Here is a 22,017-nt window from a genome sequence, read left to right on the forward strand (position 1 = left end):
GCTGACGCCGGCCGGGAACGGCTGACGTCGGCCAGGAACGGCTGCCGCAGGCCAGGAACGGTTGTCACCGGCCGGGGGTGGCGGGGCCGTCGGCGCGTCGTGCGTCGTCTCACCGGAGTGCTTGGATGTCTCCCATGCTGAGTTCCACGAAATCCGCTGCCGCGCTCCGGACAGCCGCACGCTTCTCCGCCGAGTCACTCCTCGTGCTGCTGATGGCCGCGGTGACCCTGTGGCTCGTGGGCCGCATGTGGTCCATAGTGTGGCCGCTGATCGCGGCCTTGTTCCTCACGACCCTGACCTGGCCGGCGACCCGGTTCCTGCGTCGGCACGGCTGGCCGCCCGCCCTGGCCGCGGCCTCGGTGACGGTGTTCTTCCTCCTGCTCGTCGCCGGCGTCGTCGCCCTGATCGCCGTACCGATGGCGTCGCAGTCCGGTGAGCTGAGCGACGGCGTGATCGAAGGGATCCAGCGGCTGCGCGCGTGGGCGGCCGGGCCGCCCCTGAACATCGGCGACACCCAGATCACCGGCGCCTTGGACTCCGCCGTCGCCCGCCTCCAGGACAGCATCGGCAGCATGGTCACCGCCGTCGCGTCGGGGGTCGGCACCGTCTTCAACGGCGTGGTCACCGCCTTCCTCGCGCTCTTCCTGATGTTCTTCTTCCTCAAGGACGGACCGCGTTTCCTGCCGTGGCTCACCCGGCAGCTCCCGGGCCGGCTCGCCACCGACATCCCGGTCGTGGCGGAACGCGGCTGGGAGACGCTGGGCGCGTTCGTCCGCTCCCAGGCGTTCGTCGGCCTGCTCGACGCCGTCCTCATCGGCCTGGGCCTGTGGATCCTCGACGTGCCCCTGGTGCTGCCGCTGGCCGTCCTGACGTTCGTGTCCGCGTTCGTCCCGATCATCGGCGCGTTGTTCGCGGGTCTGGTCGCGGTCCTCATCGCCCTGGTGTCGAACGGCCCGACCGACGCGCTGCTCGTGCTGGCGATCATCGTGGTCGTCCAGCAGCTGGAGGGCAACGTCTTCCAGCCCATGCTCCAGAGCCGCGGCCTGGGCCTCCACGCGGCGGTCATCCTGCTGGCGGTGACGCTCGGCGGCAGCTTGGCCGGCATCGTGGGCAGCCTGCTCGCCGTGCCCGTGGCCGCGCTGATCGCGGTGGTCTGGAACTACGTGCGCGAGGAACTCCAGGACCCCGAAGAGGCAGCACACCCCGCCGAACCGCCCGTGACGACACCCACACCCACCCCCACGACGGTCGAGCCCGTCACGACGTAGCCCGCAGCGCACGCACACGGTGTGATTCGGCCACGGCAGCACCGCGCCGCGATCCGTGTGCGGCAAGGGTCCGTGCACCCGACACGAACGTATTTTCGCTCTGTCATGGGGTCCCCAGAGCGTCCGAAACACATGTGTTCGACAGGTCCGGCGGTGTCGTTGAGCTCCACGACACCCCGCATCGCTCCCCCTGGAGAACGCCATGGACCCCCTGCTTCCCCCGCGTGAGACCGTGCTGAACGTCGTCGGCGTCCACCTCTACCTGGAGCGGGACGGCCAGGTGCTGCTCGGCCGCCGCCATCCCCGGTCGGCGTACGCGGGCGGGTCCTGGCACGCGCTGGCCGGACACCTCGAGGCGGAGCCGGCGACCGCGGGCCTGGTCCGGGAGGCCTACGAGGAGGCCGGTCTGGTGATCGACCCGGCCGACCTCGAACTCGTGCACACCGTGCACACGATGGACCGGCCCGGGGACCGGCCCCGCATCGGCTTCTTCTTCCGCGCCCGCCACTGGGAAGGCGTGCCCGAGGTGCGTGAACCGGACAAGTGCGTCGGCTGGGAGTGGCACGGCGTCAAGGACCTGCCCGAGCCGATCGTCCCGTACACCCGCGCCGCGATCGAAGGGATCCGGGCGGGCCGCGTCTACACGGAGCTGGGGTGGGCGCGTTGACGGACTTCGCCGCCGTGGGCACCTCGTACGCGGAACACTCCCGTACGGCGCGGGGCCGCCTGCGTCACGATCTCGTCGAGCTACGTCTCCGGGCCGAACTGCCCGCCCGTCCCGTGCGCGTCCTGGACGTCGGCTGCGGCGACGGCGAGACGACGCTCCGGCTCGCCGCGGCCGGACACCACGTGACCGCCGCCGACCCGTCGGCCGGGATGCTCGACGCCGCGACCCGCCGCCTGGCCGCCCGGCCCGAACTCGCCCAGCGGGTCCGGCTCCTCGAAGCCGGCGTCCACGACCTCCCCTTCGACCGGGAGCGGTTCGACGCGGTGTGCTGCCACGGCGTGCTGATGTACCTGGACGACACGTCGGGCGCGGTCGCCCGCCTGGCGGGACTGGTCGCACCGGGCGGACTGCTGAGCGTGCTCACGAAGAACCGGGCCGCGATCGGCTTCCGGGAGGCCCTGCGCGGTGAGTACGCGGCGGCGCGGCGTCTCATCGAGCACGGCACCGACACCGACACGAGCGTCGGCAACCTCGGCCTGGACACGCGAGGGGACACCGCCGAGGAGCTCGACCGGCTGGCGTCCGAGCACGGCCTCACGCCGCTGCCGTGGCAGGGCGTGCGGATCCTCCACGACCACCACCACGACGACGGCTGGACCCCCGGCCCCGACACGTACGCGCGAGCGCTGGAGACGGAGTGGGCCGCCTCGACGCGCGATCCCTACCGCCACCTCGGGCGTCTCGTGCACACACTGGCCCGCCGCGAGCCGGGAGCCGCCCGATGAGCGGCGCCGGACGGCACACCGTGCCGCTGGACGTGCACCTGATCGCGATCCGCGACGGGGCGGCGGGACCGGAGGTCCTGCTGTCCCGCCGGGCCGGATCCGTCTACGCGGCCGGCCTGTGGCACGCGGTCTCGGGCCATGTGGACGGCCCGCCCGAGGACGTGGTCGCCGCACTCGTACGGGAGACACGCGAGGAGACGGGGCTCGTCGTGGACCCGGCCGACGTCCGCGCCGCTCTCACCGTGCACCACCGCTCGCCGGGCGGACGCACGCGGGTCGGATTCTTCTTCGAGGTCCGCCGCTGGCAGGGCACGGCGGAGGTCAGGGAACCCGAGAAGTGCGACGCCATGGGCTGGTTCCCCTTCGACGCGCTGCCGGAGCCGATGGTCGCGTACTGCCGGGCCGGACTCGACGCCTACCGCGCCGGGGCCCGGCTCGCGCTCCACTTCCAGGAACCCGACGACCCGATCGCCTACACCCCGGACACCGACAGACTCCACATCGTCCCCGCACCGACCGCCGACACCCGGCCACGGCCGGAGCAGCCTGAGCAGCTCGACCGGCCTGAGCAGCCCGTATGGGACGGCCCGGCTCAGTCTTCGACGGCCTGGTAGAGCGTGGTCCAGAAGTCGTGGATGAGTCGTGCCGAGTCCGGGGTGGACATCCCTACCTGCGTGAGCAGGATTCCGGTGAGCTGATTCCGCGGGTCGGCGTAGGCCGTGGTGCCGGTGCCGCCGTCCCAGCCGAACTGGCCGATGGGGGCGTGGTCGCCGCGGTGGGTGCGTACCGCCATGCCGAAGCCCCAGCCGCCGTGCTGTCCTTGGCCGACCGTGACATGGGCGATGTTCCTGTACATGGCGGTCCGGGCGGCTTGCTGCTCGGGGGTGAGCCGGTTGGTGGTCATCAGCTCGACGGCGGGCCGGGACAGGATCCGTTCGCCGCCGTGCATGCCGTGGTTCAGCAGCATCCGGAAGTAGGCGTGGTAGTCGTCGACGGTGGAGACCAGGCCACCGCCGGCGCCCTGGAACGCCGGAGGGCTGCTGCTCCGGCCGCCGGCCGCCTCGTCCCAGACGAGGAACTCCCCGGTCTGCGGGTCGGGGCCGTAGAGGGGCGGCAGCCGGTCGATCTTCTCGGCGGGCACGTGGAACCCGGTGTCCTTCATGCCCAGCGGGTCGAGGACGCGTTCGCGCAGGAACGTCTCCAACGGCCGGCCCGTGACCCTGGCCACCAGCACGCCGAGCACTTCGTTGCTGAGGTCGTACTGCCACCGCTCGCCGGGCTGGTACGACAGCGGCAGCTCGCCGAGGCGGCGCATCCACTCGTCCGGTTCGGGCGCCGGCCCGGATGCCACGCTGTAGTCGGTCCGCTCGAAGGTCGCGGCCCTGATCGGGGCGCCCAGCAACGCGAAGTCCATGCCGAGCCCGAACGTGGAGGTCAGCAGGTCCCGTACGGTGATCGGCCGATGTGCCGGCACGGTGTCCTCCAGGGGGCCGTCGGGCCGCTTCAGCACCCGCCGGTCGGCGAGTTCGGGCAGCCACGGATCCACCGGTTCGTCGAGGCGCAGCCTGCACTCGTCGAGCAGGACCATCGCCGCCGCCATGGTGACCGGCTTGGTCGTGGACGCCATCCGGAAGATCGTGTCCCGACGCATCGGCGCGCCACCGTCGTGGCGCATCGTCCCGATCGCCTCGACGTGTGTCCGGCCGCCACGGCCGACCAGGGCGACCAGCCCGGGAATCCGCTGGGACTCGACGTGCCGCGCCAGCACCTCGCGCAGCTTGCGCAGCCCGGCTTCGGAAAAGCCCTTGTCGTCTTCGCTCATCATGAATCTCCTTGTCCACGGAGCCCGGCTTCCCGGGTCCCCTTCGAGGCGGCCATGTGATGAGCGTTCACCCTGACCCAAGGTCAAGGTCAACTCCGTGGCGACGAAGATCAGCGGGCGAAGGCGCGCGTTACTCTCACCCGTGCGATCGACCGCGATCCGCACCTCAAGGGGAGGGCGGGGTCACCCACGTTCCGGAGGTGTGTCGAGCCCATGGCAGAAGGATTGACGATCGGTCAGGCGGCGGCGTTCGTCGGCGTCACGATCAAGACCGTGCGGCACTACCACCGACTCGGCCTGGTCGCCGAGCCGGAACGCGACGGCTCCGGCTACCGGCGTTACGGGTCGGCCGAGCTGCTGCGGCTGGTCCAGGTCCGGACCCTGGCCGGGGCCGGCGTACCGCTGGCCGAGATCGCCGAGCTGCTCGACGCCGAACCCGAGCGGTTCGCCTCCACCCTGGACGACGTTCATCGCCGTCTCACCGAGCAGATCGAGGAGCTGACGGCACGCCGCGACACCCTGCACCGCCTCGCCCACGGGGACCGGGCGCTGCTGCCCGACCGGGCCTGCGAGGTCCTGGACCGCCTCGCCGAACTCGGCTTCCGACCCGACTACGTGGCCACGCAGCGAGAGGCTCTGGTGCTGACCCGGGCGCTGGTCCCGGAGATCTTCGACAGCTTCCTGACCCGGCTGGAACACGGGCTGGACGATCCCGAGTTCATCGACCTGACCAAGCGCGGCCTGGACGCGAGGACCTGGGCTCCCGATGACCCGCGGATCAACGAACTGGCGGCGGCACTCGCCGACAAACTCCTGGCCGACCGCGCCCTCCTGACGACGCCGACCGGACCGCGGAAGCCGTCCGACACGGCCGCCCGATACGGGCTGGTCAACCACCACCGCGAAGACCAGGAGCCGTCCATCGCCCGATTGAACGCCCTGGTCGAGGCGAACCTGCGCGCGGCCGGCATCGACATCCCGCATCAGTAACGGCCGCGCACCCAGCCCTCCGGCTCCGGCTCCGGCTCCGGCTCCGGCTCCGGACTAGCCGCCGGTCGTGCCGTCGAGCAGTTCGCGCAGGATGTCCAGGTGGCCGTTGTGGCGGGCCGTCTCCTCGGTGAGGTGGAGGAGGATCCAGCGCAGGTCGACCCGGAGGCCCTTCCGGACGCGCTTGGCCTGGTCGTCGAGGCTGTGTCCGGCGACCAGTTCGCGGTAGCGGGCGCTCTGTTCGGCGTATTCGTCGAGCAGCTGCGCGAGCGGGAAGTCGACGGCGATGCGCATCTCGCGGTCGGGATCCTCATCGGTCCACGGGCCCTGGTCCTCCTCGCCGAGGAAGACCACCTGGAACCAGTAGTACTCGACCCAGCGGAGGTGGTTGATCAACCCGCTCATGGTCATCAGGGGTGAGCCCGGAAGGAGCGATCGGTTGGCGTTCTCCGCGGAGACGCCGGCGCACTTGGCGCGGGCGGTGTCGCGTGTGTAGTCGAGGAACGTGGTGAGCTGGGTGCGCTCGTCCCACGCGGGCGGTGTGTCGTCGATTCTCGTCATCGCGCGAAGCGTCCCCGATCGCCCTGCCGGTGTCGAGGCAATTATGGACGGCGGGGTGGTGGGTGGAACCGCTCGCACCGCCCTGGACCATGCTCGGTCCAGGGCGGTGCGGTTCGCGTGCGTACGGCCTGCCCGCGGTGGATCAGGGGGCGACGGCCATGGCGAAGAGGTGGATGTTCGCGTTGCTCGGCAGCACGACGAAGTCGATCTGCTTGGCCGGGTCGATCGCGATCGCGTGGGCGAACACCCGGTAGGCGATGCCCGCGTTCCCGTACCCGCTCGGCCTGTTGCGGCCGTCGGTGGACTTGACCAGGGTCGCGCCGTGGGCGTTCGCAGGGTCGAAGGACCAGTTGGGGAAGCCGAACGAGCCCTGGACGCTGGTGCCGTCCTTGTAGTGGACGGTCGCACTGCCGGTGGCCGCACTGGTGACCCCGGAGCCCAGGAACACCAGCTTGCTGCCCGAACCCGCCAGGGTGATCGCCTGACCGGCGCTCGACACGTTGTCCTTGGTGCCGGCGGCCACGTCCGGCCAGGTCAGCCGCGCCCCGAGGGCGTCGACGGACGCGCCGGGAGTCAGCCCCACCGCGGCGAGCTTCTGCGCCGAGAAGCTGTTTCCCTCGCCGTCGAAGTCGCCGGGCGTGGTGTGGGTCTCGTCCGTGATGGCGACGCCGTTGTAGGCCGCGGCGAGGTTCGGCTGCGGAGTCCCGGTCCGCTCGGAGCGCGTGCCCGTGGCCGACCCCATGCCGTCTCCGCCGCTGTAGGTCGCGGTCGCCGTGAAGGTCCGCACCATGAATCCGGGGCGCCGCTCGGGAACCTGGATCCGGAACTCGGCCTCCGCGGACGCGTCCTTGGCCAGGCTGCCCTCCACCGTCCGAACGGACGGCTGTACGGCCCAGCCGACCGGTCCGGCGAACGACACCTTCAGGGAGCGCATGCGCTCAGGGCCCGCGTTCTTGACGGTGACCTTGACCGTCGAGATGGCGGGGCCGTCCAGGTCGACGGCCGAGATGCTCACCTCGGTTCGCGCCTCCACGGGCTCGGCCGGTGCGGCCGGTGCGGCCGCCACGGCCTGCGCGGGCACGAGCATCATCGCTCCCGCCACCGCCACGGCTCTGAGTGAGGTGATCCATCCGGCTGGTCTCATGGTCGAATCCTTCGTAGGAGTTCCTGAGGGGGCGGTACCTGAGGGGGCGGTTCCTGGTGGGGGGACGGTTCCTGGGGGGGGGCGGCACCTGTAGGGGCGGTTCCTGGTGGGGGGCGGTGGCCGGCCCCGGACCGGGATCCGTCAGGCGACCGGCGGCATGTCGGTCGCGCGCGAGTCCAGGCCCATGCGGAGATTGACCCAGGAGCCGCGGGTGAAGTCGGGGATCGCGACCGGACGGCCCCCCATGGCCAGGGACTTGACGCTCAGCGGAACCGGCGCGCACCACGCCGCGGAGTCGTAGACGTCGATGTCGGGCACGAGTCCGGCGCGCATCAGCTGGACGGTGCGCCACTGCAGGACGTAGTCCATGCCGCCGTGGCCGCCGTTGTTCGCGGCGTCGTCGCCGATCTTCTTCCACAGCCAGTGGTCGAACTCCTTGCGGTACGCGCCGAAGTCGCGCCACGCGTGGCCGCCGTGGTCGGGCTCCACGTAGATCCGGCCGGCGCCCGCCGAGTCGACGCCCGCGTAGTCCTCGAAGATGCCCCGGCTGCCCGCGAGGGAGTTGATACGGCTGTAGGGGCGGGGCGAACTGACGTCGTGCTCCGCGCGGATGACGCGGCCCTTCGCCGTGTCGATGAGGCAGGTGACCAGGTCACCGTTGACATAGGTCTCGTTCCACGAGGGGTGCGACTTCGGGATGAAGCGCTCGCGGTAGTCGGCCAGCCCCTTGGGCTCGGTCGCGGTGGCCCGCAGGACCGTCATCCGGTCGCCGCGGTTGATGTCCATGGCCGCGGCGATGGGGCCGAGGCCGTGCATGGCGTAGAAGCTGGCGGTGCTGCGCGTGTGCCAGAGGCGGCGCCAGGAGTCGGTGTAGTACGTGTCCGAGAACAGCAGCGCGCGCAGGTCGTGCAGGTATCCCCCGTGGCCGTTCGTGACGTCGCCGAACAGCCCCTCGTGCGCCATCTTCAGCATCGCGAGCTCGTTGCGGCCGTAGCTGCAGTTCTCGGACAGCATCAGGTGCCGGCGCGTGCGCTCCGAGGTGTCGACCAGGTCCCAGAGCTCCTCCAGCTCGGTGGCGATGGGCAGTTCGACGACGACGTGCTTGCCGGCCAGCAGGGCGGCCTTGCCCTGCTGGTAGTGGAACTCCCAGGGAGTGGCGATGTAGACGAGGTCGATGTCGTCGCGCTTGAGCATCTGCGCGTACGAATCGTCGGAGCCGCCGTACTCGGCGGGCCGCGGCTTGCCGGCCGCGACCAGGCTGTCCGCGGTGCGCTTGGCACGGTCCGCGCGGATGTCGCAGACGGCGGTCACCTGACAGCCCGGGACGACCGCCCAGCCCGCGGCCATGCCGTGGCCCCGGTTGCCGAGGCCTATGACGCCGACGCGCACGGTCCGGTGCACGGCGTAGGGGACATCGATCATGGACTTCTGGCCCGCCCGGCGGCGGGGATCGGCGGATTCCGGCACCGCGGCCGTGGCGTTCGCCGCCGCGGCGGCGCCGTGAGCCGAGCCGACCCCGGCCGCGAGCGCCCCTGTGGCCAGCGCGCCCCCGAGGACCAAGCGCCGTGAGACTGCGGGGATTTCAGGCATGGGGAAATCGCTCCTCGTAGATCTGCGGGAACTGCGGGAACTGGCGGGGACGACTCTGACCGGCACGCCGCATGCATGTCAATAGATGCTCATTAGGCCAGCGTTACAAACAGAATCAAGCATTCAGTTGGAGGGATTCCGCCTCCTCGTACCGGCTGAGATGCCGCCCGAGACTGAGCTCCAGGTGCTCGCGCATGGCCCCTTCGGCCCGTTCGGGGTTGCGCCGCAGCACCGCGCGCAGGATCCGGCTGTGCTCCACGACCGTGGCGGGGCTGCCGCCCGTGACCGGGCTGAGCCGGAAGAGGTGGAGGTGCGTGTGCAGCCGCTCCACCGCGGCGGCGAGCATCGTGCGCCCCGAGGCTGCGGCGAGCGCGTCGTGGAACCGCTGGTCGAGCAGTGCGAAGCGGCCGTAGACGGCATAGCTGTGGCCCTTGTCGGGCAGGCCCTGCATCTCCTCCACCAGGGCCTCGATCCGGTCCAGCGCGGTGTCGCCGACGCGCTCGGCGGCGAGGGCGGCCGCACGCGGCTCCAGCAGGAGCCTCATCTCGAAGAGCTCCTCCACCCCTCGCCGGCCCAGGAGTTCGGTGGCGCGGTAGCCCGAGAGCGACCGCTTGACGACCAGGCCGTCCGCCTCAAGACGGGCCAGCGCCTCGCGCACCGGAGTGGCGGACACGCCGAGCGTGCGGGACAGCGACTCGATGCCGACCCGTGCGCCCGGCTCGATCACGTGATCCATCACCATCGCCTTGACGGACTCGTAGACGCTGTCCCCCAGCACCTCACGCTTCGCGGTTGATCCATCAGTCGATCCATCGGTGTTGACCGGCATAGCGCTGCTCTCCCCTCCAGGAACCCAGAATCCTATGTGATTCAACCTGACGCACCCTTGGAGCGCTACACACCCCGCGTCCGGAGTCACGCCCCGAGAAGGGAAGTTCGGCAGCTCACCACGGGCAAGTGCCGGGCCTGGGGCAAATATTCGACGACGAGGTCTTGACGGGGCGATCCCGGCTCCCCCAGCATCGCGGCATCGGAATCCTATTTGATTCGAGTGGGGCAACCATCATGACCCTCCGTAGATCCGCGCTGTCCGCGGCCGCCACCCTCGCCGTCCTGGCCCTCGCCTCGACGGCATGCACCGTGAAGTCCTCGGACGGCCCCGCGGCCACCGGCTCCGCGCCCGCCGCCGGCTCCGCGACCGCCAACGCGGGCGGCGCGGGAACCGCCGAACTCGCCGACGGCTCCCGGACCAAGGTCGCTCTCGTCCCCGGCGGCGCCCACCCCTACTTCCAGCCGTGGAAGCAGACCGGCATCGACACCGGGAAGTCGCTCAAGCTGGGCGACGTCGCCTTCGACGAGACCGCCGAGTGGGACCAGCAGAAGCAGAACAACCTGCTCTCGACGCTCGCCGCCCGCGGCTACAACGCCTTCGGTGTCTTCGGCGTCTCGCCGACCGACATCAACACCACCTTCGCCGACCTCAAGTCGCAGGGCTTCGCGGTGGCCTCCCTCGCCTCCTGTCCGGCGGGCGGCAGGAACGAGGCCGACTTCTGTCTGTCCACCGACGTGGAACTCGCCGCGTACAAGGCGGCGCAGGCCGCCATCGAGGCGATGGGCGGCAAGGGCGCGCTCGTCCACGTGACGGGCAACAACGTCGACGCCAACACCCGGTTGCGGATGAAGGGCGTAGAGAAGGCGGTGAAGGAGACCGGCGGCAAGGTGACCCTGCTGCAGACCATCACCGACATCGACAAGGACCTCCAGACCGCGCAGAAGGCCGTCTCGGACCTGCTCGCCGCCAAGGGCGCGCAGATCCAGGGCATCGTCTCGACCGCGTACAACCCGGCGGTCGCCGCGGCGGAGGCCGTCCGCGAGTCCGGCTCGAAGGCCAAGGTCGTGGCGATCGACGACGACGCCAAGATCCTCTCCTCGATCAAGGACGGTTCGGTGAGCGCCACCGTCGTCCAGAACCCCGTGGGCCAGGCGGACATCGGCACCTGGGCGCTCGCCCTGCTGCAGAGCAAGCAGTGCACGATGGCCAAGCCCGGTCAGATCGTCGACTCGGGTTCCTTCGTCGTCACGAAGGCGAACGTCGGCACGTACGACGAGGCGCGCAAGGCCAAGACCGCGGAGCTCAAGAAGCAGTTCGCCGACACGTATCTCTCCTGCGGCTGACCGTCCCGGTACACCGTCCCGGCACGACGACAGAAAGTCAGCACACGCCCATGACCATCATCACGAAAGCGACGGCCCTGCTGGCCGACATCGCGGTGGAGACCGACCGCACGGACGCGGTGCAGTCGTTCGTCAAGCAGGAGACGATCCTCGTCACCCTGACGACGACGGACGGCATCGAGGGAACCGGTTACGCGTACACGATCGGCACCGGCGGCACCTCCGTCCTGGCGCTGCTGCGCGACCACCTGCTGCCCCTCCTCGCGGGGAAGGACGCACGCAACGTCGAAGGGCTCTGGCAGGAGCTGTTCGGCCTGACCCGCGCCACGACCACCGGGGCCCTCACCTCGCTCGCGCTCGCCGCGATCGACACGGCCCTGTGGGACCTGCGCTGCAAGCGGGCCGGAGAGCCGCTGTGGCGGCTGGCCGGCGGCCACCGCCGGGAGATCCCGGTGTACGACACCGAGGGCGGCTGGCTCCACCTCGGCACCGAGGAGCTCGTCGCGTCGGCCCTCGCCGCGCAGGAGGCGCGGTTCTCCGGCGTCAAGATCAAGGTCGGCAAGCCCCGTGTCGCCGAGGACGCGGAGCGCCTGCGCGCCGTGCGCGAGGCCGTGGGGTCCTCGCTGCACATCATGACCGACGCGAACCAGTCGCAGTCGCTGTCCTCGGCGGTGCAGCTGGCCGCCGCCCTCGAACCGTACGACCCGTACTGGCTCGAAGAGCCCATGCCCGCGGACGACATCAGCGGCCACGCCCGGCTCGCCCGCTCGACCCGGATCCCGATCGCGGTCGGCGAGTCGATGTACGCGCCCATGCAGTTCCGCAGCTATCTGGAGTCGGGCGCCGCCTCCGTCGTCCAGGTCGACGTGGCCCGGGTCGGCGGGATCACTCCGTGGCTGAAGGTCGCGCACCTCGCGGAGACCTTCAACGTCCAGGTCTGCCCGCACTTCCTGATGGAGCTGCACGTCAGTCTCGTCGCCGCCGTCGCCAACGGCGCGTACGTGGAGTACATCCCGCAGCTGCGCGCGGTCACCCGCACGGAGATGACCGTACGGGACGGTCTGGCCGTCGCTCCGGACGAGCCGGGCATCGGGATCGACTGGGACATGGACGCCATCGACCGGCGGAGGGTGTCGTGAAGGCGGTCGTCGCTCCATCCGACAGCTCCGACAGCACCGGCAGCTCCGGCAGCTCCGGCAGCTCCGGCAGCGGCGCCGACAGCGAGACGGACCGCCCCGCCGGCGGGGCCCGCCCGGCGCACCGGCTGCCGTTCTGGGTCAACCAGCGGCTCGGGCTCCTCGTACTCGTCGTCGCCCTCGCCGCGCTGTTCGGCGTCCTGCGGCCGGCGTTCTTCGACGAGCGGCTGGTGCTCTTCCCGCTCCTGCGGGACATCTCCACGCTGACGGTGGTGGCCCTGGCGCAGATGGTGGTGCTCTCCGTCGGGCACATGAACCTCGCCGTCGGGCGCATGGCCGCCTTCGGCGCGTTCTTCGCCGGGTTCGGCTACGACCGGCTCGCGCTGCCGCTGCCGCTCGGCCTGGTCCTGTGCCTGGTGGCCGGGTGTGCCATCGGGGCCGTGACCGGCTGGATCATCGCCCGTACCGGGGTGAACTCCTTCGTCGTGACGCTGGCCATGGACTTCGCGCTCCTCGGGCTCGTCTCCCTGCTCTACTCGGCGCTCACGGAGAACGCCGCGTTCACCACCCGTCCCGCCGGGCTCGCGGAACTGCGTTCCTCCTCGCTCGCGGACATCTGCCTGGGGCCGGTCTGCGGCTCCGCGGCCGTACCGCAGATCGCCCAGTTCACCCTGCTCGCCCTCGTCGGCCTCGGTTTCCTCTACGCCCGTACGCGCATGGGGCGCGAGCTCCTGCTCACCGGTGCGAACCCCGCGGCCGCCGAGCTGTCCGGCATCCCCACGGGCCGCAGGATCGTCCTGGCCCACGCGCTCTCGGGACTGCTCGCCGCGCTGGCCGGGTTCATGGCCGCCGTCGGTACGGGCACGTTCCGCGCGTCCATCGGCGACGACTTCATGCTCCCCTCGTTCCTGGGCGCGGTCCTCGGGGGGACCCTCCTCACCGGCGGCGTCGTCTCCGTCGTCGGCGCGCTGCTCGGCACCTCGCTGGTCGGGGTGATCCGCAAGGGGCTCGACCTGCTCGGCGTCGGCCTGGAAAGCCTCAACATCTACCTCGGCTGCGTCCTGCTGCTGGCCCTGTCCGCGGATCGCGTACGCACCGTCGTGTCCTATCGCAAGGTGGTGCGCTCCACATGACCACGCTCCAGGACCGCAGGGCCGCCGCCCTGCCGGCGCTGCGCCGCTTCTCCCGCTCCACGACGACGACGCTGCTGTGCGTGGTCCTCGCGGGGTACGTGGCACTGGGCGTCGCCTCCTCCGGCTCCTTCTTCGAAGGCCCCTCCCTCCGCACGTTCCTCCAGTACCTCGCCACTCCGATCCTGATCGGGCTGGCCCAGATGGTGGCCCTGTGCGTCGGGCAGCTCAATCTGGCCGTGGGCGCGCTCGGCGGCTTCACCGCCTGTCTGATGGGTGTGCTGATGGCCGACAGCGGTGTCCCCGCGGGCCTCGCCGTGCTGATCGGCGTCCTCACCGCCACGCTGATCGGGCTGGTGACGGGCCTGTTCATCGTCGCGACCCAGATCAACGGTTTCATCGTCACGCTCGGCACCATGACGATCCTGCTGGGCGCGCAGTACCGGCTCTCCGGGACGCGCACGATCGACGGATACTCGGCCACGCTGCGGGACCTCGGCCGCGCCGCGCCGCTGAACATCCCGCTGGTGTTCGTGGCCGCGCTCGTCGCGGCGGCGCTGCTCGCCGCGTTCATGTACCGCACCGTCCCGGGCCGGCGGCTGCTGGCCGCCGGCGGGAACCCGCTCGCGGCCCGGCTGTCGGGCATCTCCACCGACCGGCAGATCGTGCTCGCGCACACCGTGTCGGGCCTGCTCGTCGGCGTCGCCGCGCTGATCGCCACCGCCTCGCTGCCCGGTGTCAACCGCAGCGTCGGCGGAGACTGGCTGCTCCCCAGCTTCGCGGCTCCGATCATCGGCGGCGTCGCGCTGACGGGCGGTTCGGTGGCGGTCTTCGGCACGGTCCTCGCGGCCTTCGTCATGCGCCTCATCGACACCACCCGTGCCCAGTTCTCGCTCGACCCGAGCTGGGTGAACTTCCTGATCGGTCTGGTCGTCCTCGGCACGGTGGTCGGCGGCCGGATGCACCAGACCCACCTCGACAAGAAGGGCAGGGCGCCCGGCGGCACACCACCCGTGCCGTCGGAAGCGGGCGCACAGCCGGGAGGGGCACGATGAGCGAGGTCCTGCTGGAATGCGAAGACATCGTCAAGGTCTTCCCCGGGGTACGTGCCCTCGACGGCGTCGGCCTGCGGCTGACCGCCGGCTCCGTGCACGCGCTGCTGGGCGAGAACGGCGCGGGCAAGTCCACGCTGATCAAGGTGATCACCGGCGTGCATCCGCCCGACGGCGGCCGGCTCGTCCGGTCCGGCCGGGAACTGCGTCTGCGCTCGCCCCTGGAGGCATCCGGCGCCGGGATCGGCGTCGTCCACCAGGAACGCAACCTGATCCCCGGCTTCTCCGTCGCGGAGAACATCACCCTGCAGAACCCGCCGTCGCGCCGGGGTCTCATCGACCGCGAGGCGATGACCGCACCGGCCCTGCGGTGCCTGGCCGAACTCGGCCTGGACATCGACCCGCACCGTCCCGTGCGGGAACTGTCCGTGGCGCAGCAGCAGTTGGTGGAGATCGCGAAGGCCCTCCACACGGACAGCCGGGTGCTCCTGCTCGACGAGCCGACCGCCTCGCTGTCCCCTCAGGAGGCCGAGCACCTCTTCGACGTCGTGCGCCGGCTCACGGCACGCGGGACCTGCGTCGTCTTCGTCAGCCACAAGCTGGAGGAGGTCTTCGCGATCTGCGACACCGTCACCGTCCTGCGCGACGGCCGCTCCGTACTGGAGTCGGCCCCGCTCGCCGAGCACACCCAGGACGACGTGGTCACCCTCATGGTCGGCCGCGCCCACGCGGTGACGGACATGACCCCGCGCACCGTGGACACGTCCGCCGCCCCGGCGCTCTCCCTCGACCGGCTCTCGACGGCGGCGGGCCATCGGGACGTCTCCCTCGACGTCCGCCCGGGCGAGATCGTCGGGCTGTACGGCCTGGTAGGCGCCGGCCGCAGCGAGCTGGTCAAGGCCGTCCTCGGCCTGGACCGCGTCACCGGCGGTGAGATCCGGGTGTACGGGAAGGTCGCGCGGATCGGCTCACCGCGCCAGGCACTCCACGAGTACGGCATCGGCTATCTCACCGAGAACCGCAAGGAGGAGGGCGTCTTCCTGGACCAGCCGGTCCTCCGGAACATCACCGTCACGGTGTGGAGGAAGCTGGCGAAGGCCCTCGGCCATGTGTCGTCCCGGAAGGAGCGGGACGTCGCGCAGGACCTCGTCGACCGCCTCGGCATCCGGATCTCCGGCCTGGAGCAGAACGCCGGCGAACTGTCGGGGGGCAACCAGCAGAAGGTGAGCCTGGCCAAATGGCTTGCCGCCGACACCCGGCTGCTGGTCGTCGACGAACCGACCGTCGGCGTGGACGTGCGCACGAAGCACGCGTTCCACGAACTGATCTGGGAACTGGCCCGCGGCGGACTGCCCATCCTGCTCATCAGCAGCGACCTGGCCGAGATGGTCACCCTGGCCGACCGCGTCGTCGTCATGGCCGACCACCGCATCCGCGGCGAGGTGGACAACGACCACGACTACGACCGGATGAGCGGCCGGATCATCCGTACCATCCACGACCGTCCGGTCCCGGCCGTGCCCGCGCAGGGCGCGACCCCGTGAAGCGCGTCGCGCAGGTCGTCGGCGTCCGCCCGGGGAAGGCGGACGCGTACCGCGAGCTGCACCGCGCCGTGCCCGGGCCCGTCCTCGACCGGCTGCGGCGCTCCCACATCGCCAACTACTCGATCCATCTGCTCGGAGACCGGCTGTTCAGCTACTTCGAGTACCACGGCGACGACCTGGCCGCCGACCTGGCGCTCATGGCCGAGGACCCGGCGACACAGGACTGGTGGCGGCTCACGGCCCCCTGTCAGCGGCCCGTGGAAGAGGCCGCGCCCGGCGAGTGGTGGGCGTCGGCGGAGCAGGTCTTCCTCATGGAGTAGCCCGCGGGAGCACAGGCCCGAAGACCTCGCCCGCGAGACCGCACGTCACGGCCCCGCAAGAACCCGAACCGTCCGGCGGCGCCGACGCGCCGCCCCCGCAAGGAGAACCACGTGAAACTGCTGCGCCTGGGCGCGCCTGGCGCCGAGCGCCCGGCCGTCCTGACCGACGACGGACGCACCTACGACCTCACCGGCGTGACCGGTGACATCGACGGGCCGTTCCTGGCCTCCGGCGGCGTCGAACGGGTCGGAGCGGCCCTGCGCGCCGGCACGCTGCCCGTCCTCGACGCCACGGGGCTGCGCGTCGGCCCGCCCGTCGCCCGTCCGGGCAAGGTGGTGTGCATCGGTCTCAACTACCGTGACCACGCCGAGGAGACCGGAGCCGCGGCGCCGGAACGCCCGGTGGTGTTCATGAAGGACCCCGGCACCGTCGTCGGACCGCACGACACGGTGCTCGTCCCCCGCGGCTCCGAGAAGACCGACTGGGAGGTGGAGCTCGCGGTCGTGATCGGCCGCCGCGCCCGCTACCTGGACGGGCCCGCCGACGCCGCCGGAGTGATCGCGGGCTTCGCGGTCAGCAACGACGTGTCCGAGCGGGCGTTCCAGCTCGAACTGTCCCCGCAGTGGGATCTCGGCAAGTCCTGCGAGACGTTCAACCCGCTCGGCCCCTGGCTGGTGACCGCCGACGAGGTGCCGGACCCGCAGGCTCTCGGGATGCGCCTGAACGTCAACGGCGTGCCCCGGCAGGACGGCACCACCAAGAACATGATCTTCCCGGTCGCGCACATCGTCTGGTACCTGAGCCAGTACATGGTCCTGGAGCCGGGCGACGTCATCAACACCGGGACCCCGGCCGGCGTGGCCCTCGGGCTGCCGGGCACGCCGTATCTGCGGGCGGGCGACACGGTCGAGCTCGGCATCGACGGACTCGGCAGCCAGCGACAGACGTTCCGGGACGCGTGAGGCCGACATGGACAGCGACGACATGAACGGCAAGAGGAACAGCGGCGGCACGGCGCGCATCACCGGTGTCGACGTGATCGACGTCCGTTTCCCCACCTCGCGCGAGCTCGACGGCTCCGACGCGATGAACCCCGACCCCGACTACTCGGCCGCCTACGTGATCCTGCGGACCGACGCCGGCGACGGGTGCGAGGGGCACGCCTTCACCTTCACCATCGGACGCGGCAACGAGGTGCAGGCCGCGGCGATCGCCGCGCTCCGCGAGCACGTCGTGGGCCTGTCGGTGGACACGGTGTGCGCCGACCCCGGCTCGGTGAGCCGCGCCCTGATCGGCGACAGCCAGCTCCGCTGGCTCGGCCCGGAGAAGGGCGTGATGCACATGGCGATCGGCGCGGTCGTCAACGCGGTGTGGGACCTGGCGGCCAAGCGGGCCGGCAAGCCGGTGTGGCGGTTCCTCGCCGACGCCGCGCCGGAATGGCTCGCGGACCAGGTCGACTACCGCTACATCGAGGACGCGCTCAGCCGTGAGGAGGCGGTGGACCTCCTGACCCGGGGCAAGGAGGGCGCCGCGGCGCGCGAGGAGCGGCTCCTGGCGCAGGGCTACCCGGCGTACACCACCTCCCCGGGCTGGCTGGGCTACTCCGACGAGAAGCTGGTCCGGCTCGCCCGCCAGGCGGTCGCCGACGGCTTCACCCAGATCAAGCTGAAGGTCGGAGCGGACCTGGCCGACGACGTACGGCGGCTGCGCGCGGCGCGCGGGGCGGTCGGGCCGGACATCCGCATCGCGGTCGACGCCAACCAGCGCTGGAACGTGGGCGAGGCGATCGACTGGACCAACGCGCTGGCCGACGGCGACCCCTACTGGATCGAGGAGCCCACCAGCCCGGACGACATCCTCGGGCACGCGGCGGTGCGCAAGGGCGTCGCCCCGGTCAAGGTCGCGACCGGCGAGCACGTCCAGAACCGCATCGTGTTCAAGCAGCTGCTGCAGGCCGGTGCGATCGACGTCCTCCAGATCGACGCGGCCCGCGTCGGCGGCGTCAACGAGAACCTGGCGATCCTGCTGCTCGCGGCGCGGTACGGGGTCCCCGTCTGCCCGCACGCCGGCGGCGTCGGCCTGTGCGAACTGGTCCGCCATCTGTCCATGTTCGACTTCGTCGCACTGTCCGGGACGACGGAGGACCGGGTGATCGAGTACGTGGACCACCTGCACGAGCATTTCAAGGACCCCGTGACCCTCGCGGCCGGGCACTACACGGCTCCCGTGGCGCCCGGATTCTCCTCGGAGATGCACGCGGGTTCGCTCGCCGCCTACCGCTACCCGGACGGGACCTTCTGGGCCGCCGATCTCGCCGAGCAGGAGCAAGGAGACACCCCATGAATCAACTGAGGGAACTGTCCGGCCTCAGGGCCGTGGTGACCGGCGGTGCCTCCGGCATCGGGAGGGCGACGGCGGACCTGCTGGCCGCCCGGGGTGCCGCCGTCGCGGTGCTGGACCTCGATCCGTCGGGGGTGGAGAAGCCGCTGAGGGGGTACACGGCCGACGTGTCGGACGACGCGTCCGTGCGGTCCGCCGTCGCCGCGGTGGCCGAGGACCTCGGCGGCATCGACATCCTGGTCAACAACGCCGGCATCGGCGCCACGGGCACGGTCGAGGACAACGACGACGCCCAGTGGCACCGGGTGCTCGACGTGAACGTCCTCGGCATGGTCCGCACCACCCGCGCGGCCCTCCCCCACCTGCGCTCCTCCGCGCGCGCCGCCGTCGTCAACACGTGCTCGATCGCGGCCACGGCCGGACTTCCGCAGCGCGCCCTCTACAGCGCCAGCAAGGGGGCGGTGCTTTCGCTGACGCTCGCCATGGCGGCGGACCACGTCCGCGAGGGCATCCGCGTCAACTGCGTGAACCCCGGTACGGCCGACACGCCGTGGGTGGGCCGCCTGCTCGACCAGGCGGCGGACCCGGCCGCCGAGCGGGCGGCGCTCGACGCCCGCCAGCCCATGGGCCGGCTGGTCACCGCGGGCGAGGTCGCCGCCGCCATCGTGTACCTGGCGAGCCCCGCCGCCGCCTCCGTCACCGGCACCGCGCTCGCGGTGGACGGCGGCATGCAGGGCCTGCGGCTGCGGCCGGAGGCCCGGTGATGCCCACGTCGAGCGGCGGCGGTGCCGGGCCGGCGCTGCCCACCCGCACCCTGGGTCGCAGCGGTGTCCCCGTCACGTCGCTCGGTTTCGGCGGCGCCGCCGTCGCCGGTCTCTTCGAGGACGTCGGCGAGGAGGCGGCGGCAGCGGCGGTGGAGGCGGCCTGGGAGGCCGGGATCCGCTACTTCGACACCGCCCCGCACTACGGCCTCGGCCTGTCCGAGCGCCGCCTCGGGGCGGCGCTGCGGACGAGACCGAGGGACGGCTTCACCCTGTCCACCAAGGTCGGCAGGGTCCTTGAGCCGTACGAGGGCGGCGGGGACGACCGGGCCGACGGATTCGCCGTACCGGCCACGCACCGGCGCCGCTGGGACTTCAGCGCCGACGGCGTGCGCCGCTCCCTGGAGGACAGTCTCACCCGGCTCGGGCTCGACCACGTCGACGTGGTCCTCCTGCACGACCCCGACGACCACGAGGAGCAGGCGTTCAAGGAGGCCTATCCGGCGCTGGAGGAGCTGCGGGCCCAGGGAGTCGTCCGGGCGATCGGCGTGGGCATGAACCGGACCCGGATGCTGACGCGTTTCGTGACGGACACGGACGTCGACGCCGTGCTGTGCGCCGGGCGGTACACGCTGCTCGACCAGGAGGCGCTGGAGGAGCTGCTGCCCGCCGCGGCGTCGGCGGGCACGAGCGTGATCATCGGCGGGGTGTTCAACTCCGGGCTGCTCGCGGCACCGGCGCCGGACGCCACGTACGACTACGCCACGGCCCCGGACGCGCTGGTGCGCCGGGCGCTGCGGATGCGCGGGGTCACGGAGGCGGAGGGAGTGCCGCTGCGCGCGGCGGCGCTCCGCTTTCCGTTCGGGCATCCGGCGGTCGCGTCCGTGCTCGTCGGGGCTCGGTCGGCCGGCGAGGTCCGGGACGCGGCCGAGCAGTTCCAGCGGTCCCTTCCCGAGGCCGTGTGGGAGGGTCTGCGGGCACAGGGCCTGCTGCCGGCCGGTGTGCCGGTGCCCGCGAGGAGTGCGACATGACCGTCATCGACGCCCACCACCATCTGTGGGACCTCGGCGTCCGCGACCAGGAGTGGATCGAGGGGCCGGAACTCGCGCCGCTGCGCCGGTCGTTCCTCCTGCCCGAGCTGGAGGCCGAGGCCCGGGAGGCCGGGGTCGCGGCCACGGTGCTCGTCCAGACGGTCACGGTGGCCGAGGAGACGCCGGAGTTCCTCGCCCTGGCCTCGGCCGGCGACCTGATCGGCGGGGTCGTCGGCTGGACCGATCTGACGTCGCCGGGCGTCGCGGACGAGCTCGCCCGGCTGCGTGCGCTGCCGGGTGGGGGTTTCCTGCGCGGGATCCGGCATCAGGTCCAGGGCGAGGCGGACCCTGACTGGCTGACGCGGCCGGAGGTGCTGCGGGGGCTGCGCGCGGTCGCGGCGGCCGGACTCGCGTACGACCTCGTGGTCCTGCCGCACCAGCTGCCCGCGGCGACGCGGGCGGCGGCGGCGGTCCCCGGTCTGACGTTCGTCCTCGACCACCTGGGCAAGCCGCCGATCGCGTCGGGCGAGCGGGAGCCGTGGGCCGGGCGCGTACGCGAACTGGCCGCCCTGCCGAACACGGTGTGCAAGCTCTCCGGGATGGCGACCGAGGCCGACCGGCGGTCGTGGACCGTCCGTGACCTCAGGCCGTACGCCGACACCGTGATCGACGCCTTCGGGCCGCGGCGGCTCATGTTCGGCTCCGACTGGCCGGTGAGCACGCTGGCGGCGGGCTACGGCGAGGTCGTGGCGGTCACCGGGGAGCTGCTCGCGGCGCTCGACCCCGCCGAGCGGGACGAGGTGTGGGCCGGGACCGCGCGGCGGGTCTACCGGGTGACGCCCGTAGCCGGTCACCGGCCCGACCCAGGGGGTGTCCGGCCGTGATCCGCCGGGCACCCCCTGGGTCGGTCACTTCTCCTCGAAGCGGCTGAGCTGGCGCTCCAGGCTGCGGGTGAGATGGTCCGCCATCGCCTCCGCGGCCCGTTCGGGGCTGCGGCGCAGGATCGCGCGGACGACCCGCTCGTGCTCGGCCAGGGTCGGGTCGTCCTCGGCGGGGAGGCTGCTGAGGCGGAAGATGTGCAGATGCGCGTGGAGGCGCTCGACGGCGTCCAGGAGCAAGGGCCGGTCGGCGGCCGCCGCGACCGCGTCGTGGAACCGCTGGTCCAGCGCGGCGAAGTCGCGGTAGGACGCGTACGGCCCGGCGGGGCCGGGGTGGGCCTCCATGTCCTCCTGGATGGCCTCGATGGCGTCGAGTTGGGGCTCGTCGGCGTGCAGGGCCGCGAGGGCCGCGGCGCGCGGCTCGAGCAGGAGCCGCATCTCGAACAGCTCCTCGACGCCCTGCCGGGTGAGCAGTTCGGTCGCCCGGTAGCCGGAGAGGGAGCGCTTGACCACGAGGCCGTCGGACTCCAGGCGGGCCAGCGCCTCGCGGACCGGGGTCGGTGAGACGTCGAGCCTGCGGGACAGGGCCTCGATGCCGACGCGGGCGCCCGGAGCGATCTCATGGTCCATGATCATGGCCTTGATGTCCTCGTAGACGCTGTCGGACAGCGGCTGGCGGACCGGCGGCACCGGAGCGGGGCCGCCCGTTCCGGCCCGGTCGTCGGAGACGGGCGGGTCATGCGCCGGCATCCAGGTCTCCTCACTTCACTACGCGTTCGACCACGGGCAGTTTAGCGAGGCGGGGGCCGGCGCCCCCGGGCTCCG

General features: G+C 71.8%; 22 protein-coding genes. 16 read left to right on the forward strand and 6 right to left on the reverse strand.

Features of this window, described 5'->3' with window-relative positions; all coding sequences use genetic code 11:
- The first annotated feature begins 125 nt into the window (after nucleotides 1–125).
- From ACZ6K0_RS12685 to ACZ6K0_RS12700, 4 genes are all read left to right on the forward strand, one after another.
- Nucleotides 126–1,268 carry an AI-2E family transporter gene (locus ACZ6K0_RS12685; protein ID WP_376399182.1) on the forward strand — a complete coding sequence of 381 codons (1,143 nt, stop codon included), beginning with the start codon at nucleotides 126–128 and terminating at the stop codon, nucleotides 1,266–1,268.
- Nucleotides 1,269–1,470: 202 nt separating this feature from the next.
- Nucleotides 1,471–1,935: an NUDIX hydrolase gene (locus ACZ6K0_RS12690; protein WP_469231977.1), complete on the forward strand. Its 465-nt coding sequence runs from the start codon at nucleotides 1,471–1,473 to the stop codon at nucleotides 1,933–1,935.
- On the forward strand, nucleotides 1,923–2,720 hold the full coding sequence (locus ACZ6K0_RS12695) for a methyltransferase domain-containing protein (RefSeq protein WP_469231979.1): 798 nt from the start codon (nucleotides 1,923–1,925) through the stop codon (nucleotides 2,718–2,720). Before ACZ6K0_RS12690 ends, ACZ6K0_RS12695 begins: the two co-directional genes overlap by 13 nt.
- Nucleotides 2,717–3,334 carry an NUDIX hydrolase gene (locus ACZ6K0_RS12700; protein ID WP_469231981.1) on the forward strand — a complete coding sequence of 206 codons (618 nt, stop codon included), beginning with the start codon at nucleotides 2,717–2,719 and terminating at the stop codon, nucleotides 3,332–3,334. Before ACZ6K0_RS12695 ends, ACZ6K0_RS12700 begins: the two co-directional genes overlap by 4 nt.
- Here ACZ6K0_RS12700 and ACZ6K0_RS12705 read toward each other — a convergent pair.
- A complete protein-coding gene (locus ACZ6K0_RS12705; protein ID WP_376399193.1) occupies nucleotides 3,313–4,542 on the reverse strand; it encodes a serine hydrolase domain-containing protein in 1,230 nt (409 codons plus the stop codon). The genes ACZ6K0_RS12700 and ACZ6K0_RS12705 overlap by 22 nt on opposite strands.
- Nucleotides 4,543–4,755: 213 nt before the next feature.
- Between ACZ6K0_RS12705 and ACZ6K0_RS12710 the strand changes: the two genes are divergently transcribed.
- Nucleotides 4,756–5,532: a MerR family transcriptional regulator gene (locus ACZ6K0_RS12710; RefSeq protein ID WP_469231983.1), complete on the forward strand. Its 777-nt coding sequence runs from the start codon at nucleotides 4,756–4,758 to the stop codon at nucleotides 5,530–5,532.
- Nucleotides 5,533–5,586: 54 nt separating this feature from the next.
- On the opposite strand, the gene ACZ6K0_RS12715 is transcribed toward ACZ6K0_RS12710, so the two are convergent.
- The 4 genes from ACZ6K0_RS12715 to ACZ6K0_RS12730 all read right to left on the reverse strand — a co-directional run bounded on the left by ACZ6K0_RS12715 (nucleotide 5,587) and on the right by ACZ6K0_RS12730 (nucleotide 9,653).
- A complete protein-coding gene (locus ACZ6K0_RS12715; protein WP_376399199.1) occupies nucleotides 5,587–6,090 on the reverse strand; it encodes a DinB family protein in 504 nt (167 codons plus the stop codon).
- A 142-nt stretch (nucleotides 6,091–6,232) separates the two neighbouring features.
- Nucleotides 6,233–7,234 carry an NEW3 domain-containing protein gene (locus tag ACZ6K0_RS12720; protein ID WP_469231985.1) on the reverse strand — a complete coding sequence of 334 codons (1,002 nt, stop codon included), beginning with the start codon at nucleotides 7,232–7,234 and terminating at the stop codon, nucleotides 6,233–6,235.
- A gap of 141 nt (nucleotides 7,235–7,375) precedes the next feature.
- Complete coding sequence (locus ACZ6K0_RS12725) at nucleotides 7,376–8,824, reverse strand: Gfo/Idh/MocA family protein (RefSeq protein ID WP_376399204.1); 1,449 nt, start codon at nucleotides 8,822–8,824, stop codon at nucleotides 7,376–7,378.
- A gap of 115 nt (nucleotides 8,825–8,939) precedes the next feature.
- A complete protein-coding gene (locus tag ACZ6K0_RS12730; RefSeq protein WP_469231987.1) occupies nucleotides 8,940–9,653 on the reverse strand; it encodes a GntR family transcriptional regulator in 714 nt (237 codons plus the stop codon).
- Between the two features lie 236 nt (nucleotides 9,654–9,889).
- Here ACZ6K0_RS12730 and ACZ6K0_RS12735 point away from each other — a divergent pair, with 236 nt between their 5' ends.
- The 11 genes from ACZ6K0_RS12735 to ACZ6K0_RS12785 all read left to right on the forward strand — a co-directional run bounded on the left by ACZ6K0_RS12735 (nucleotide 9,890) and on the right by ACZ6K0_RS12785 (nucleotide 21,198).
- A complete protein-coding gene (locus ACZ6K0_RS12735; protein ID WP_469231989.1) occupies nucleotides 9,890–10,999 on the forward strand; it encodes a sugar ABC transporter substrate-binding protein in 1,110 nt (369 codons plus the stop codon).
- A gap of 50 nt (nucleotides 11,000–11,049) precedes the next feature.
- Nucleotides 11,050–12,138, forward strand: coding sequence for a mandelate racemase/muconate lactonizing enzyme family protein (locus tag ACZ6K0_RS12740; RefSeq protein ID WP_376399213.1), 1,089 nt, complete (start codon nucleotides 11,050–11,052; stop codon nucleotides 12,136–12,138).
- Nucleotides 12,139–12,263: 125 nt separating this feature from the next.
- A complete protein-coding gene (locus tag ACZ6K0_RS12745; protein ID WP_376399530.1) occupies nucleotides 12,264–13,268 on the forward strand; it encodes an ABC transporter permease in 1,005 nt (334 codons plus the stop codon).
- Entirely contained in the window at nucleotides 13,265–14,320 is a 1,056-nt protein-coding gene (locus tag ACZ6K0_RS12750) for an ABC transporter permease (protein WP_469231992.1), read from the forward strand. The genes ACZ6K0_RS12745 and ACZ6K0_RS12750 overlap by 4 nt, the downstream gene beginning before the upstream one ends.
- Nucleotides 14,317–15,861: a sugar ABC transporter ATP-binding protein gene (locus ACZ6K0_RS12755; RefSeq protein ID WP_469231994.1), complete on the forward strand. Its 1,545-nt coding sequence runs from the start codon at nucleotides 14,317–14,319 to the stop codon at nucleotides 15,859–15,861. Before ACZ6K0_RS12750 ends, ACZ6K0_RS12755 begins: the two co-directional genes overlap by 4 nt.
- Entirely contained in the window at nucleotides 15,858–16,181 is a 324-nt protein-coding gene (locus ACZ6K0_RS12760) for an L-rhamnose mutarotase (RefSeq protein WP_376399222.1), read from the forward strand. The genes ACZ6K0_RS12755 and ACZ6K0_RS12760 overlap by 4 nt, the downstream gene beginning before the upstream one ends.
- A 111-nt stretch (nucleotides 16,182–16,292) precedes the next feature.
- Complete coding sequence (locus ACZ6K0_RS12765; RefSeq protein WP_469231996.1) at nucleotides 16,293–17,144, forward strand: fumarylacetoacetate hydrolase family protein; 852 nt, start codon at nucleotides 16,293–16,295, stop codon at nucleotides 17,142–17,144.
- A 7-nt stretch (nucleotides 17,145–17,151) separates the two neighbouring features.
- The gene (locus ACZ6K0_RS12770) at nucleotides 17,152–18,525 is read left to right on the forward strand and encodes an enolase C-terminal domain-like protein (protein ID WP_469231997.1); all 1,374 of its coding nucleotides are present in this window, start codon (nucleotides 17,152–17,154) and stop codon (nucleotides 18,523–18,525) included.
- A complete protein-coding gene (locus ACZ6K0_RS12775) occupies nucleotides 18,522–19,286 on the forward strand; it encodes an SDR family NAD(P)-dependent oxidoreductase (RefSeq protein ID WP_469231998.1) in 765 nt (254 codons plus the stop codon). The genes ACZ6K0_RS12770 and ACZ6K0_RS12775 overlap by 4 nt, the downstream gene beginning before the upstream one ends.
- Nucleotides 19,286–20,314 carry an aldo/keto reductase gene (locus ACZ6K0_RS12780; RefSeq protein WP_469232000.1) on the forward strand — a complete coding sequence of 343 codons (1,029 nt, stop codon included), beginning with the start codon at nucleotides 19,286–19,288 and terminating at the stop codon, nucleotides 20,312–20,314. The genes ACZ6K0_RS12775 and ACZ6K0_RS12780 overlap by 1 nt, the downstream gene beginning before the upstream one ends.
- Nucleotides 20,311–21,198 (forward strand): amidohydrolase family protein, encoded by an 888-nt coding sequence (locus ACZ6K0_RS12785; protein ID WP_469232002.1) that lies wholly within the window; start codon nucleotides 20,311–20,313, stop codon nucleotides 21,196–21,198. The genes ACZ6K0_RS12780 and ACZ6K0_RS12785 overlap by 4 nt, the downstream gene beginning before the upstream one ends.
- Nucleotides 21,199–21,222: 24 nt before the next feature.
- Here ACZ6K0_RS12785 and ACZ6K0_RS12790 read toward each other — a convergent pair whose 3' ends face one another.
- Complete coding sequence (locus ACZ6K0_RS12790) at nucleotides 21,223–21,942, reverse strand: GntR family transcriptional regulator (RefSeq protein WP_469232003.1); 720 nt, start codon at nucleotides 21,940–21,942, stop codon at nucleotides 21,223–21,225.
- Nucleotides 21,943–22,017 lie beyond the last annotated feature (75 nt).

The organism is Streptomyces sp. NPDC042346, assembly GCF_055581845.1.

What these genes read in the sequence shown, in the direction of transcription:
- ACZ6K0_RS12735 (WP_469231989.1), top strand. Translation starts at nt 9,890, where the DNA reads ATGACCCTCCGTAGATCCGCGCTGTCCGCGGCCGCCACCCTCGCCGTC.
- ACZ6K0_RS12790 (WP_469232003.1), bottom strand. Translation starts at nt 21,942, where the DNA reads ATGCCGGCGCATGACCCGCCCGTCTCCGACGACCGGGCCGGAACGGGC.
- ACZ6K0_RS12715 (WP_376399199.1), bottom strand. Translation starts at nt 6,090, where the DNA reads ATGACGAGAATCGACGACACACCGCCCGCGTGGGACGAGCGCACCCAG.
- ACZ6K0_RS12775 (WP_469231998.1), top strand. Translation starts at nt 18,522, where the DNA reads ATGAATCAACTGAGGGAACTGTCCGGCCTCAGGGCCGTGGTGACCGGC.
- ACZ6K0_RS12690 (WP_469231977.1), top strand. Translation starts at nt 1,471, where the DNA reads ATGGACCCCCTGCTTCCCCCGCGTGAGACCGTGCTGAACGTCGTCGGC.
- ACZ6K0_RS12710 (WP_469231983.1), top strand. Translation starts at nt 4,756, where the DNA reads ATGGCAGAAGGATTGACGATCGGTCAGGCGGCGGCGTTCGTCGGCGTC.
- ACZ6K0_RS12780 (WP_469232000.1), top strand. Translation starts at nt 19,286, where the DNA reads ATGCCCACGTCGAGCGGCGGCGGTGCCGGGCCGGCGCTGCCCACCCGC.
- ACZ6K0_RS12740 (WP_376399213.1), top strand. Translation starts at nt 11,050, where the DNA reads ATGACCATCATCACGAAAGCGACGGCCCTGCTGGCCGACATCGCGGTG.
- ACZ6K0_RS12750 (WP_469231992.1), top strand. Translation starts at nt 13,265, where the DNA reads ATGACCACGCTCCAGGACCGCAGGGCCGCCGCCCTGCCGGCGCTGCGC.
- ACZ6K0_RS12725 (WP_376399204.1), bottom strand. Translation starts at nt 8,824, where the DNA reads ATGCCTGAAATCCCCGCAGTCTCACGGCGCTTGGTCCTCGGGGGCGCG.
- ACZ6K0_RS12770 (WP_469231997.1), top strand. Translation starts at nt 17,152, where the DNA reads ATGGACAGCGACGACATGAACGGCAAGAGGAACAGCGGCGGCACGGCG.
- ACZ6K0_RS12755 (WP_469231994.1), top strand. Translation starts at nt 14,317, where the DNA reads ATGAGCGAGGTCCTGCTGGAATGCGAAGACATCGTCAAGGTCTTCCCC.
- ACZ6K0_RS12730 (WP_469231987.1), bottom strand. Translation starts at nt 9,653, where the DNA reads ATGCCGGTCAACACCGATGGATCGACTGATGGATCAACCGCGAAGCGT.
- ACZ6K0_RS12720 (WP_469231985.1), bottom strand. Translation starts at nt 7,234, where the DNA reads ATGAGACCAGCCGGATGGATCACCTCACTCAGAGCCGTGGCGGTGGCG.
- ACZ6K0_RS12705 (WP_376399193.1), bottom strand. Translation starts at nt 4,542, where the DNA reads ATGAGCGAAGACGACAAGGGCTTTTCCGAAGCCGGGCTGCGCAAGCTG.
- ACZ6K0_RS12700 (WP_469231981.1), top strand. Translation starts at nt 2,717, where the DNA reads ATGAGCGGCGCCGGACGGCACACCGTGCCGCTGGACGTGCACCTGATC.
- ACZ6K0_RS12785 (WP_469232002.1), top strand. Translation starts at nt 20,311, where the DNA reads ATGACCGTCATCGACGCCCACCACCATCTGTGGGACCTCGGCGTCCGC.
- ACZ6K0_RS12685 (WP_376399182.1), top strand. Translation starts at nt 126, where the DNA reads ATGTCTCCCATGCTGAGTTCCACGAAATCCGCTGCCGCGCTCCGGACA.